The organism is Micromonospora sp. ATLC20 (genome assembly GCF_057196585.1).
On record NZ_JBXUOV010000075.1, the window covers coordinates 1 to 13760 of the forward strand.

Below are 13760 nucleotides of genomic sequence, written 5' to 3' on the forward strand. Positions count from 1 at the left end.
GCGCCCGGTAGACCCGCCGCCGCGCGTTCGCCGGCCGGTCGGTGAGGCCGCCGGGGGTCACGCCGGAGCGCACGGCAGCGGTCAGCGCGGCGACGCCGATCGAGGGCTCCGGGTCGTGCGTCGCGGCCAGGACGGCCTCGGTGTCCTGGGTGGACAGTGCGGCGAGCAGCGCGAGACGCCGCTCGTAGGTGCCGTGTCCGCGCAGGTCGGCGCAGACCTGGGCGCGGTCGGGCGCGGTGCGCGCCCACGCCACCAGCCGGGGGGTTCGCTCGTGGTGGGACAGCGGATCGAGTGACGTCAGCAGAGCGCGGGTGGCTTTGAGCACGGCGGTCATTGTGCCGGTGGGCGGATGCCGCTGCCGCCCCGTCACACTTATTCCGAAATTCCTACTGGAATTGTAGACTTTCAGCGTTCTCCCAGCATCCCGGGATTGACATTAATCGGACCGTCGGGGATATTCCTAGCGGCGCGTCGGGGCGCGGGGCGGAGCAGGCGAAGTCTGCGGACTTCACCTGCGTGACGTGCGGAAAGGTGTTCGTGCTGCCCCTGCTCCGCGGGGTCCGGATGAGGTTGGGAAATGATTAATCGGGCCGTCGAATTCGCCAAGCACAATTCGCCGAATTCTCTGCGCGTCAAGGCCCGGCGGGCGCAGATGGAAGCGCGCAACGCCCGCATGCGACTCACCGTTCCGGTGGTGGCACGCAGCGAGTTCGACAACATCTTCCACTGCACCGTCCGCAAGACCGGCAGCCAGTGGATCAAGGCGTTGTTCAGCGATCCGGCCGTCTACCGCCACTGCGGCCTGCTGCCCTACGACCCGCGCTTCTACGCCGGCGGGGCGACCGCGCCGGTGCCGGCCGGCCGTGTGGGCCTGGCGATCTTCCTCTCCCACAAGCGATTCGAGGCGGTGCCCAAGGCCGGCAGCTACCGCGCGTTCTTCGTGATCCGCGACCCGCGCGACGTGGTCGTGTCGAGCTACTTCTCGCTGCGCAACTCGCACGCCCCGATGGGAGACATCCCGCAGGCACGAAAGGCCCTCCAGGAACTGCCGAAGAAGGAGGGCATGCTCTACGTCATCGACCGGCTGCGCGACAAGAAGCAGTTCGGGCAGATGCGCTCCTGGGCGGTCGCGCCGGCCGACGAGACGTTCCGGCTGTTCCGCTACGAGGACCTGACCGGCGAGCGGCAGACCGAGGAGGTCGACCAGCTCATGCGGCACTGCGGGATCACGCTGCCGCCGGCCGAGCTGGAGGCCCTGCTGGCCCGCTACAGCTTCACCAAGATGAAGAAGTCGAAAGAGACCCCGGGGCGGATCTCCCACTACCGCAAGGGCGCGTCCGGCGACTGGCGCAACCACTTCGACGACGACATCTACGCCGCGTACACGAAGGCGGCCGGTGACCTCGCGGAAATCCTCGGCTACCCCGCCCGGGACGAGACCCCCGCCCGCTGACGGTCGCCGTATGCTCCTGCCGCTTCACAAACGGTGATCCGGTGCCCGGCGGTCCTCACCGCCGGGCACCGCATTTCTTTCCGTCCGGCTCAGCCGATCGACTTGACCACCGTGGTGGTCCAGCCGCTGGCCACCTGGTAGCGGTTGTTGAAGCTCACGTCGGGGCGGCCGGTGTAGACCCACGCGTTCCCACTCGAGTCGACACCGAGAACATCTGGGAGGCCGTCGGTGTTGATGTCGGCGACAGCGACCCGGAACTGACTCCAGTAGTTGCCGATCTGCTTGCGGGCGCCGAACATCAGCTGTCCGGCCTGGCCGGTGTTCGGGTACCAGAACATGTCACCCGCCGGATCGATAGCGATGAGATCGTCGAGTCCGTCCCGGTTGAAGTCGGCCGGGTAGATGCGGTAGTTCGACCACCCGGAGCGACCCACCAGGACCTTGCAGCAGCCGTTCGGGTAGTAGAACAGTTCGCCGGTCGAGTTCTTGATCCCGAAGTGATCCGGCTTCGCGGCGCGGTTCGCGTTACCTGTCGCGTGGGTGTAGTCGCCCCACATCGAACCGACCAGCGCACGTCTGCCTGAGCTGGGCGCACCGCTGGCGTTCGGGTACGCCCACAGGTCGCCGACCGTGTCGACCATCATGACGTCGGCGAGCCCGTCCTGGGTCCAGTCGTAGATGTCCCAACGCAGGCTTCCCCAGCCGACACCGATCTTCACCGGCGTGCCGAAGGTGGACATGCCGGTGCCGCCGGTGTGGGGCCGGAGGTAGAGGTTGCCGGCCGAGTCGGCGGTGACGATGTCCGGCTTGCCGTCGCCGGTCAGGTCGTGCTGGGCCGGACTCGGGCTGAGCACCACCGACTTCCACGTCTGGACCGTGGACAACTGACCGTTGAAGTAGCTGCCGACGGATGCGCTTCCGGTGCGCGTGCCGCCGAAGCGCATGCTCCGGTCCGCGTGCCAGGTGGTGGAGTGCGCCGCCGAACCGACACCGCGTCCGTTGACGTAGAGGTACATGCTGCTGAGGTTTCCGCCGGCCGGTTTGAACGTGATCGTCAACTCCGTCCAGGCGCCCAGCCGTACGGTGTTGGCACCACTGCTGACCGTGTCCCAGACCGGGCTCGCGACGTCGCTGCGCGACATGGCGAACCGCCAGGAGTTGTCGCTCGCCTCGGCCCACAACCTGAAGCTCGCGGTGTTGACGCCGTCCTGGGAGACGACGGTGCCGCCGCTGGCGTCCGGCTTCGCCCAGACCGACAGCGAGAACTCGGCATTGGTGGTCACCGCCGACGAGGGCGTGGTCAGAGTGCTGTCGACGCCGTCGAGGTCGATGCTCGGATCAAACAGGTCGCCGGAGTGCCAAGCCGCCGCCCCGCTACCCGTCGCCGCCAGGCTACCGACCGCGTCCTGCGCCGGAACGGCGCTCGCCGGTCCTTCCGTCGCTTCGCCGAAGTGCCAGGCGTGGTCAGCGGTGACGATCTTGCGATCGGTGTCGGCGGTTATGGTCCCCGCGGTGCCGGCCAGGCCGGTGACCCGCCAGATCTTGCTCAGGCCGCCGTCACCGATCGCCCAGAGATCCGGGTGTCCGTCGTTGTTCACGTCGGCGGCACGCAGGCGCACGGCCGCGCCGGTGTTCCAGCCCGACGCGGCGATCACGTACGGGGTATAGGTCATCTGGCCGTTGTCGATGTCGATGCCGATGCCGGTCCAGAGGTGAAGTGCGCCGGTACTGCGCTTCCAGAGGAACATCGCCGTGCTCGTGCCGGTGCTGGTGGTCACCTGCGCCGTGGCGATGGTCCAGTTGTTCCAGTCGACGCCGCCGTCCGGTGTGGTGGCTGAGGTGCGGGTGACCTGCTGGAACATCCCGGCACCGGTCGACGGGTAGTAGGTGAGCGAGTAGCCGACGGAGTCGTTTCCGCTGGTCCCGATGAGATCGTTGTGCCACGATCCGGTGCCCCGGGCGTCACCGGCGTTGGCCACCTGCAACGGCGACTCCCCAGCCTCGTCGGTGAGGGCCTCGCGCTGGATCGTGTACTGGGTGTCGTCCGCGGACGGCTGGATGACCGACCCGTCGCCGTTCGTGCGAAGCACAGTGCCGCCGCCGGCGAACGGCCCGGAGGTGTAGTAGACGAGCACGTCCTGCAGCGCGTAGCCGGAGAACCGACCGGTGACGGCTTGTGCGCCGTCGTAGTCCCGGGCGGATCCGGGCTTCGTCAGGCCGTTGCCCTTGGCCCCGATGTTCGTCGCGGGTGCGGGTGGCCCGTCCGACCCGCCCTCGGTGAGCCAGAGTCCGGCCGGCAGCCCGTTCACGCCGCCGGTGGCGACCAGGTCGGGCACGTCGTCCCCGGTCATGTCACCGTCAGCAGCCAGGGCCGCCGGATCCGCGTTGAAGGTCACGCTCTCGGAGTCGCCGATGTTGCCGCCGGGGGACAGGCTGGTGACGGTGAGCGTGTTGGTGTAGCGGGTGGGGAGGATCGTCACCGTGGTGCCGTCGGCGCCGGCGTTCGCCACCTGGACCGGCGCGCCGGCGTTGAGCTGGTAGAGGTAGCCACTCGGGGTGGTGCCCCCGGCCGCCGTGATGGTGAAGCTCGTCGGCTGGCCGATGACCGCCTCCGTCGGCTTCGTCACCTCGGGGTGACCAGGGCGGGTCGGGTCGAAGTTGAACGTGCAGGTGTCCGACCAGTCGCTCGCCGTACGGAAGTCGGTGGCCTGGACCCTCCAGGTGAAGGCCGTGACCGCTCCGGTGCCCGGACCGGTGTAGCCGGCGTACTGGCGCAGGGTGGCCTGTGAGACCACGAGTACCGACGTGGCACCGGAGGCGGAGGTCAGCTTGTTCGGATCGGAAGTCGCGACCACCGCACCGTCGCTCTTGCGGGTGACCCGGAAGGACACCCCGAGGACGCCGCCGTTGCGGTCGGACACCGGCGCGTAGAGGGAGACGGAGGCGTCGCCGACAGTCGACCCGCCTGCGCAGGTGGTCTTCGGCGAGGTGGTCAGACCGGCGGGCTTGTTTGGCTTGTGGTTGTACTGGATCTCGAGCGTCGGGCTCGTCTCCAGGAACTCCTTCCAGCTCTGCGGGTCGCTCGCCTCACTCGCCGCCTTCAACCACAGGGTGCGAGTCTTGTGGTTGTCGCTGATGTCCCGCTGGATCTGGGCCTTGACGTCGAAGGACACACCGTTCGCCGCGCACCCGCTGTATCCGTAGGCGAAGCTCTTGGACGCGGCCAGCGGCCCGGCGCTCTGGCCCTCCCAGAAGTTCCAGGTGGCGTTGCTGCTGCTCAAGACCGTGTTGGGCGCGTAGACGTTCACCTGCTTGGGGTCGCAACTCCACGACCGCGTGTTCGTGATTTTGAAAAGCGCTGAGTTGATCTCGGCGTTGGTCAGGGTGCTCACCGGGATCGAGAAGTTGATCAGCGTGTTCGAGCGCTGTACGCCCGAGTTGCCGACCTGCATCCGGTCGGCCGGATCAGGCGTGGTCATCCAGTAGTTCGTGGACTGGTGCTGGTAGGAGATGCTGGCCCAGCCGCCCCGGGACGATCCGGCGGGCGTCCAGCTGAACGTCGGGTCGATGTACACCGGGTACGTCGTCTTCGGGCCGGTCAGGAGGGCCTGATCCGGAGTGAGGTGAAGCTGCCGGCCCTGCATGCGTACCTTGATCGGCGCCGTCCGTGCGGCCCGGCCGGGCGCGGCGGCGGTCGAGTTCGGGGCGCTGCGGGCGGCCGGGCCGCTGGCCCCGGACGCGCTCGAGTCCCACATGATCGGCGCGGGCGCGGACAGTACCGTGGCGCCGGCCCGGTCCCGGCCGGCGATGTTGCCGGTGCCGTCGACGTCGAGGGTGAATCCGTTCGCCTTGGTTCCGAGAGTCAGAGTTCGGAGTGCCGGGTTGGCGGCGGCTTTCGGTGTGTGCACCACGAAGACGTGGGAGAAGCCGCCGTTGCGGTCGACCCTGACCACCAGGTCGACGTCGGGCAGCACCTGCCGGTAGGTGGCGGTCGGGCCGGACAGCGCCGGCGCGGGGAGCGGCACGGGTGCGTCCACGGCGAGGGTGCGGTCACCGGATGTCAGCTCGGCCAGCGGTGCTGAACCGCCGGGGGAGATGCTCACCTCGCTGGTCGTCAGCCTGGGAGCGATGGAGCCGTCCGGTTGCCGGACCAGTGTCGCGTCCAGGTCCTTCCACGTGCCGCCGACCATCTTCCGCATGGGCGTGGCGTGCTGGGTCAGGCGAACCTGACCGTTGGGCAGGGCCGTGACGACGGAGGTGGACGTGCCGGTCGCGGTCGCCTCTACGGACTTCCCGGTCCGGCGTGCGTGGGCCAACGCCTTCTCGACGCCCAGCGGGGCGTCGACGGCGCCGGCCGGCACCGGCGCGCCGGCGTAGCCGTCCGGTGACGCGGAGACGATCGCGCCCGGCCAGACGGCGCCGGTGCTGACGACAAGGATGGCCGCAGTCGCGAACGAGGCGGCCCTCGTTCGGCGTGTAGGCCGGATTGCGGGCATGACGAAATCTCCCCCGTGTCGAGGGACGCGCGGACGCGCGTCCGATGGCGGGCACAGTGAACCAGCGGAACCCGACTCGGGGAATGTTCTTCGTTACAGCCTGCTGTCCCTTTCGCACTTGCTGCGATGCTTTTGCGCCGGTGCCAACGGCCCCGTGTTACCAATTCGTGATCTTGTATCGGTCCGAGACATGGCACATTGATCGCGCCACGGGGGTGAGCGACATCGATGACCCGTGTGGTCACCTCATCCGTACTCAGGTTGGGACACGCATGCTCAGGCACGGGGGATCGCGGCTCGTCACGGGTCGCAGGCGGCTGGTCACGTCAGTCGTCACCGCAATCGTCGCGGCGGGGGTGCTGGTCGGCACGCCCGCCGCAGCCGCACCGACTGTGGCCCGGCCACCGGTCCCGTCGCCGGGCAGGTCGGTCGACGGGGTGAAGCCTCTGCCCAGCCGGTTCGTGGCACCCCGGAACGACGCCAGGATGAGCTTCAAACCGACCAGGACGACCTGGCCGCGGGCAGCCGCCGCGCAGGTCGACCTGAGTGGCGTCGCGAAGACCTCGTCCGGCGCGTCCAAGGCCCGCGCGGCGGGTACCCCGGTCTGGGTGAGCCCGGTGGCGGAGGGACGTGCCGCCTACACCGGTCCGCAGCGCCTGGACGTGCGTGTACTCGACCGCGCCGCCGCCACCGCGACCGGCGTCGACGGACTGCTCGTGGGCGTCACGCCGCAGGCAAACTCCTCGGCGAAGACCACCGGCAACGTGCGGATCGGCGTGGACTACGACTCCTTCGCCGAGGCGTACGGCGGGAACTACGGTCTGCGGTTGAAGTTGGTGCGGCTGCCGGCCTGCGCGCTGGACACCCCGCAGCGCGCCGAGTGCCGTAAGCAGCAGCCGCTGCCGTCCACGAACGACACCGCCACCAGGACCGTCTCCGCCGAGATCCCGGTGGAGGCCGGCGTGTCGAAGACCGGCGCGCAGATGCTCGTCGCCGCAGTCGCCGGCGCGGGGGAGGAAGGCGGCAAGGGCGGCACCTACGCCGCGACCGACCTCAAGCCCTCCGGATCGTGGAGCGCCGGTGGCAGCACCGGATCGTTCAGCTACTCGTACCCGGTGACCCTGCCGCCGTCGCGGTCGAAGCTCGCGCCGCAGATCGCCCTCTCCTACGACTCGAGCGCCGTCGACGGGCAGACCGTCGCCACCAACGCGCAGGCGTCCTGGGCCGGCGACGGCTGGTCGACGCCGCGAAACTACGTCGAGCAGACGTTCGTCTCGTGCAAGGACAACCCGGGCGGCAGCCCGTCGCCGAAGAAGACGTACGACCGCTGCTACGCCGGGCCGATCCTGACGTTGTCGCTGAACGGCTCGTCGACGTCGCTGATCTGGGACGTGAACAAGAAGGTCTGGAAGCTCCAGAGTGACAACGGCTCGGTCGTCACCCGGGTCACCGGGTCGAACAACGGCAGCGGCACCTACAACACCGAGTACTGGCGGGTGACCGAGCCCGACGGAACGATCTACGAGTTCGGACGCAACCGCCTTCCGGGCTGGTCCTCCGACAAGCCGGAGACCAAGTCCGTCGACTACGGCCCGGTCTACTCCCCGCACTCGGATGACCCCTGCTACGACAGCGCGGGGTTCGACGCGTCCGTCTGCACCATGGCTCACCGGTGGAACCTCGACTACGTCAAGGACCCGCACGGCAATGCGATGGCCTACTTCTACAACCAGGACGTCAACTACTACGGGCGCAACGAGGGCGCAACGGACGTCCCCTACATCCGCGACAGCAGCCTCGCCCGCGTCGACTACGGCTTCAGCGACGGCGGTGCCTACGGCACCGTGCCGAACCGGGTCGTGTTCAACACCGACGACCGCTGCCTCTCCGGCACCTGCAAGCCGCTCAACGAATCCACGAAGGCCAACTGGCCCGACGTTCCCTACGACCTGGTCTGCGCCAAGGACACCGACTGCAAGTCCTGGAGCCCGTCGTTCTTCTCCACGGTGCGGCTCACCTCCATCCAGACCCAGCAGTACGACCTGACCGCCCGCAAGCACCTGCCGGTCGACACCTACACACTGGCGCAGACGATGCCGGCAACGGGCGACGGCACCGCGCCCACGCTGTGGCTCGACTCCATCACCCGCACCGGGCACGACCTCACCTCGGGCGGATCGACGACGTCGATCACCCTGCCGTCCGTGTCCTTCACGGGGAAGAAACTCGCCAACCGGGTCGACACCGCCGGCGGCTTCCCGTCGTTCTACCGGCAGCGCATCGAAACGGTCACCACGGAGACCGGATCCAAGATCACCGCTAGTTACGAACTGCCGGTCCCGTGTACCGCGCCGGTCACCGTCGCGCCGGAGTCGAACACGCGCTCCTGCTATCCGGTCTACTGGACGCCGGACGGTCTGACCACGCCGAAACTCGACTGGTTCCACAAGTACGCCGTCACTCGGGTGACCGCCACCGATCCCACGGGTGGTGCCCGGCAGACCTCGACCAGCTACAACTACGTCGGTGGCGCCGCCTGGCGTTACGACGACAACGAGGTGGTCAAGGCCAAGTACCGCACCTACGGTCAGTTCCGGGGGTACGGCAAGGTCGAGACCCGCAACGGCGACGGGGTCAACGACGCACAGACGTTGTCCGTCTCGACCTACTACCGCGGCATGTCCAAGAACAACAACAGCACCGTGGTCAGGGTGACGGACTCCGCGGGTGGGCAGCACGAGGACCTCGACCAGCTCGCCGGGCGGGAGCTGGAAACAACCACCCATCGCGGCGACAACGGCCCGGTGGAGTCCTCCTCGGTGATGTCCTACTGGGTGTCTGACGCCACCGCCACTCGTGCGCGTGTCGGCCTGCCCGCGCTGACCGCTCACAAGATGGGGCAGGTCCAGAAGTGGAACCGGCAGGCGGTCACCTCGTCCGAGACCACCACCTGGCGCTACAGCCAGACCGACACCACGTACGACACAAACGTCAACTCGCCGACCTTCGGGCTGATCACGCACTCCTATGACCACACCGTGCCGGTGAACGCCGCCTACGACCGCTGCACCTCCACGAAGTACGCACCGGCGAACACCGCCGCCAACATCACCGGTCTGATCAGCCAGGTCGAGACCGTGTCGGTGGCCTGCGGCGGCTACTCCCAGGGGTCGCCTGCCACCGTTCCCGGCAGCGTCAACACGTTGACCGCCCCGGCGAACGTCGATCGGCCCCGCCAGGTTGTCTCCCACACGCGGACCTACTACGACGACCCCGAGTTCGATGAGACCTTCCCGCAGACCAAGGTGCCGACCCGGGGCACGGTCACGATGGTGCGCCAGGCCGAGGACTACAAGTCCGGCGCCTACGTCTACCAGACCACCGACCGTGCCGAGTTCGACAGCTACGGACGGGCCGTCGCCACCTACGACGCGAACGGCAACGTCAGCCGGACCACATATACCGACAACTCGCTCGGTCTGACCGTTGCGGTCAAGACCACCAACGCCGAGGGGCATTCCGCCTCGACGACGGTCACACCGATGCGCAACCTCACCACGGTGAGCAACGACGTCAACAATGTGGTGACCACCCGCCAGTACGACGCGCTCGGCAGGGTCAAGGCGGTCTGGGCGGCCTCCCGGGCGACCAGCAGCTCACCCCACTATCGCTACACCTACCTGGTTCAGAAGACTGGTCCGAGCGCCACCACCATCGAGACGTTGAACAACTCCGGTGGGTACGCCATCTCCACCCAGATCTACGACGCGCAACTGCGTCCCCGGCAGACGCAGACCACGACACCGGCCGGCGGTCGCATGATCACCGACACCTTCTACGACAGCCGCGGCTGGGTGACGGAAACCTACAACGGCTGGTGGGACGCCGAGCGGGATCCCGGAACGACCCCGGTGTACGCGCCGGACCTCGCCAAGAAGGTGCTCAACCAGACGAGAAACACCTACGACGGCGCGGGCCGGGTGATCCTTGCCGAGAGCGCCCGCGACAACCTGGTCGTCTCGTCGACCCGCACGGTCTACAACGGTGACCGCACCACGGTGATCCCGCCGCCGGGCGGCACCGTCACCACTGCCGTCACCGATCCGATGGGCCGGGCCACCACGCTGCTCGAGTACACCGCCGCGCCCGCCCTGGTAAGCCCGGCGAACGCGTTCACCGGCACCTTCCGGATGACCGGTGGCACCACCACCGCCACCAGCTACGGCTACGACGATCGGGGCAACCAGGCGTTCCTGACCGACGCGAGCGGCGCCGACTGGAAGAACCAGTACGACCTGCTCGGCCGGGTCACCAGCAAGACGGACCCGGTCGCCGGCACCAGCAACACGACGTACGACGGCGTCGGCAACATCACCGAGATCACCGACTCGCGTGAGAAGACCGTCTCCTACGTCTACGACAAGATCAACCGGAGGACCGGCAGCTTCACCGCCGCGAAGAAGGACCAGTCGCCGGCCAACCAGTTCGGCAAGTGGGAGTACGACAACACCAACAACGCCGTTGCCGGGATGACGAACCCGATCGGCAAGTTGACCACGGCCACCACCTACCGCAACGGCGTTGCCTACACCACCCAGTACGGCGGCTTCACCGCCTTCGGCGCCTCCACCGGCGAGACGATCACCATTCCAGCGACCGAGGGGCTGCTCGGCAACACCTACTCCTTCACGCACAAGTACCTGGCCGTTACCGGCAAGCCGTACAGCGACGCCTGGCAGGCTGCCGGCGGCCTGCCAGCCGAGACCGTCACCTATTCCTACAAGAGTGCGCTGGAGATCCCCAACGGGGCGAGCAGCCTGCTGGCCACCTACGCAAACGTCACCAACTATGACGCGTGGGGCCGGGTCACCGGCGGAGGCCTCAACGCCAGCTCCAGCCAGGCCACCATGGCCAACATCTACGACGACCACACCGGCTGGCTCAAGCAACGCAAGATCACAAAGACGACGACCAGCACCTCCGACGTCGGGCAGCGTGACTACGAGTACGACCGGTTCGGCAACATCATCAAGCAGGTCGAGACCCGGAACCTGCCTGGCGTGGCGGCCGAGACCCAGTGCTACCGCCACGACGCCCTGCGGCGGCTCACCTCGGCCTGGACCGCCACCGACAACTGCGCCACTCAGCCCACCGTCGGCAACCGCTCCATGGTGGGCAGCGGCATCGGCTCCACCAGCGCGTTCTGGACCGAGTGGACCTTCGACGCCGTCGGCAACCGCAAGACCCAGATCCAGCGCTCTCTTAGCGGCGGGTCCGACACGACCACCGACTACGTCTACAACGGCAACGGCGCCGGCCAGCCGCACACGCTGACCAGCACGACGACCACCGGCGGCCTGACCGGCTCGACCTCGTACACCTACGACAAGAGCGGCAACATGACCGCCCGTAACGCGGGCCAGGGCAACCAGACGCTCACCTGGGACGAGACCGGCGAGCTGACCGCGGTGACCGGGGGCCGGGACGGGGACAGCCGATTCCTCTACGACGCGGACGGCAATCTCCTCATCCAGAAGGATCCCGGCACCGCCACCCTCTACCTGCCGACCCAACAAATCACCCTGAACACCACTACCAACACGGTCAGCGGAGTCCGCTACTACCCGCTGCCCAACGGCGCGACGGCCATCCGGACCGGCGCCGGCACCAACTACAGCTACCTGATCCCGGACCATCAAGGGAACCCCACCCTCTACCTCAACAACACGGCACAGATCCCCACCTGGCGCCAGTTCACCCCATACGGCGGGCAGCGCGGCGCCACCGTCACGGCACCTGACAACCGTGGCTTCCTCAACCAGCCCCTCAACACCAACACAGGGCTGACCCAGGTCGGCGCCCGCAACTACGACCCGACCACCGGTCGCTTCGTCTCCCTGGACCCCCTCCAGGATCCGGCGAGCCCACAGCAGTGGAACGGCTACGCGTACGCCAACAACTCGCCGGTCACGACGAGTGATCCGAGCGGCCTTATCCCGGACGACTGCCGCCAGTTCGACTGCTACGGATACAGCCCGGCTAAGGGCTGCCCGGGTGGGTGTGGCACGCTGGCAAACGAGGCATGGGGCACGAGCCGGGGGCAGACCGGCAGCGCCCCCAAGCGTCGCAACGACCCTCGTTACCTCGGCCACGTCATCCGCGTCCCGGACACGGTGCCGCTGGAGGAGTTCACCCGGCGCTGGAACGAAGAACGCGGCGCGTGGTTCGCGCGTGATGCACTCGTCCCGAGTGTGGAACTCGCGCCTGCCAGCGAACGAGCTCTGGCTATGAACATCTGCGTCGAAATGGGAAATCCGGGCGGCTGCCATAAGTGGGTCCAGGAGTTGTACAACCCCTACATCGACAAGATGGCGGAGGTGCTGCCCTCCGATGACCTGATTCCAGGAGGGGCCGGGGCCCTGGGCGCAGCTGCGGGCGCCGGTCGTGGGCTGAGCGCCGGTAATCGCCCCAGGAACCGCGGCGGATGCATGAGCTTCAGCGGCGGCACTCTGGTGCTCATGGCCGACGGCTCAGTCAAGGAGCTGGATGATATTCGAGTCGGTGACGAAGTCCACGCGACGGATCCGGAAACGGGTGAGCAGGGCCCGCGGAGAGTCGAGCACGTCTGGGAGCACCTGGACGATCTTGTCGAACTCGAGATCGGAGATGCCGTCCTCGTCACGACTGAGGATCATCCGTTCTGGAACCGGACGGAGCGCGAGTGGCAGCGGGCCGACGAACTCAACCCCGGAGATCTCGTTCTTGCTCCCGATGGAGGGGCAGACCACGTAGGTGGCCTGCGTCCGGCGTCGGTGCAAACCTCGCTTGCCTTCAACCTGACCGTCAATGGGCTGCACACCTACTATGTGATGGCCGGTGACACTCCGGTTCTGGTTCACAATGACGGACTCACCCCGCCACGGGTAGTGCAGGATGGGATCGATGCGTTCAACCGAGGCGAGCTGAGACAACGCATGACCACCAAAATGGAGAACGGACGTCCCGTCCGAGTGAACGGCCGGACTGTCCAGGTCCCCGACGAATTCCGGGGCGACTCCGGGCCCATCGGTGCGAGGAAATTCTGGAAGGGCGCGAAGATCTACGAAATTCCCGGTGGCGGTAACGACTACCGTCTTCTGGTGAAGACCGACGGGACTATCGGTTGGGTTGGCCCGAAGGGTGGACGCCCGGGGGCGGGGCACAACTATGACCGGATCACAACTTATCGGCCGTGTGGGTGACAATTGTGCTTAACTCGGAGATGATCATTGGCTCCCTGAAGACCGCCGGGGTGGACGTGGTCGACTTCAAATGGGACTCCGTAGGCATCCCAGCCTCGGCGGCCTGGATGCTCTCCGCTTGTACCGAAGAGGAAGGCAGGGAGGATGTCGAATTCATGTTCGATGACTCCTCCCTGATCGAGGGTGCCAACGCGGCTTGGTGGAACTTCGCGAACACGGGCCGGCTGTTTGATGAAGAGGGGCGCTTTCTCGTCTCGGTCGGGCCGGTCGATGGAGAGCCGTCAGCGGGGCCGCACTGGGCTCGGGTGCGGCTGCGCGACGAATGGGACGTCATAGGTAAGGGAGTGGACTGGGGTGTGTTGGGGGGCCCTCCGGGGCGACCTGGCTTCGTCATGATGGCGCTGGACGAGCGGGTGATCATCGGAGCGACTACTTGGACTGGATTCATCAGCGTCATGAGGCTGGCAAATCCGATGGAGGCCGGGCCGATCCGTCAGGCAATGGGTTTGCGCGGCTGAATCGGAAAGTCGGACCGGCCGTTTCTCAGGCGCCTCCCCCCACCGAGGAACG

General features: G+C 67.5%; 4 protein-coding genes and 1 pseudogene. 3 read left to right on the forward strand and 2 right to left on the reverse strand.

Features of this window, described 5'->3' with window-relative positions; all coding sequences use genetic code 11:
• Positions 1 to 334 (reverse strand): annotated as a pseudogene (locus AC2CHG_RS17265) (hypothetical protein); the annotation flags it as partial.
• A 243-nt stretch (positions 335 to 577) separates the two neighbouring features.
• Here AC2CHG_RS17265 and AC2CHG_RS17270 point away from each other — a divergent pair.
• Entirely contained in the window at positions 578 to 1453 is an 876-nt protein-coding gene (locus AC2CHG_RS17270; RefSeq protein ID WP_484525110.1) for a sulfotransferase domain-containing protein, read from the forward strand.
• A gap of 89 nt (positions 1454 to 1542) precedes the next feature.
• On the opposite strand, the gene AC2CHG_RS17275 is transcribed toward AC2CHG_RS17270, so the two are convergent.
• Positions 1543 to 5949 (reverse strand): FG-GAP-like repeat-containing protein, encoded by a 4407-nt coding sequence (locus AC2CHG_RS17275; protein WP_484525111.1) that lies wholly within the window; start codon positions 5947 to 5949, stop codon positions 1543 to 1545.
• Between the two features lie 167 nt (positions 5950 to 6116).
• On the opposite strand from AC2CHG_RS17275, the gene AC2CHG_RS17280 reads away from it, so the two are divergent.
• Both AC2CHG_RS17280 and AC2CHG_RS17285 read left to right on the forward strand, forming a co-directional pair.
• On the forward strand, positions 6117 to 13190 hold the full coding sequence (locus AC2CHG_RS17280) for an RHS repeat-associated core domain-containing protein (protein ID WP_484525112.1): 7074 nt from the start codon (positions 6117 to 6119) through the stop codon (positions 13188 to 13190).
• Entirely contained in the window at positions 13187 to 13708 is a 522-nt protein-coding gene (locus AC2CHG_RS17285) for a hypothetical protein (protein WP_318333236.1), read from the forward strand. The genes AC2CHG_RS17280 and AC2CHG_RS17285 overlap by 4 nt, the downstream gene beginning before the upstream one ends.
• Positions 13709 to 13760 lie beyond the last annotated feature (52 nt).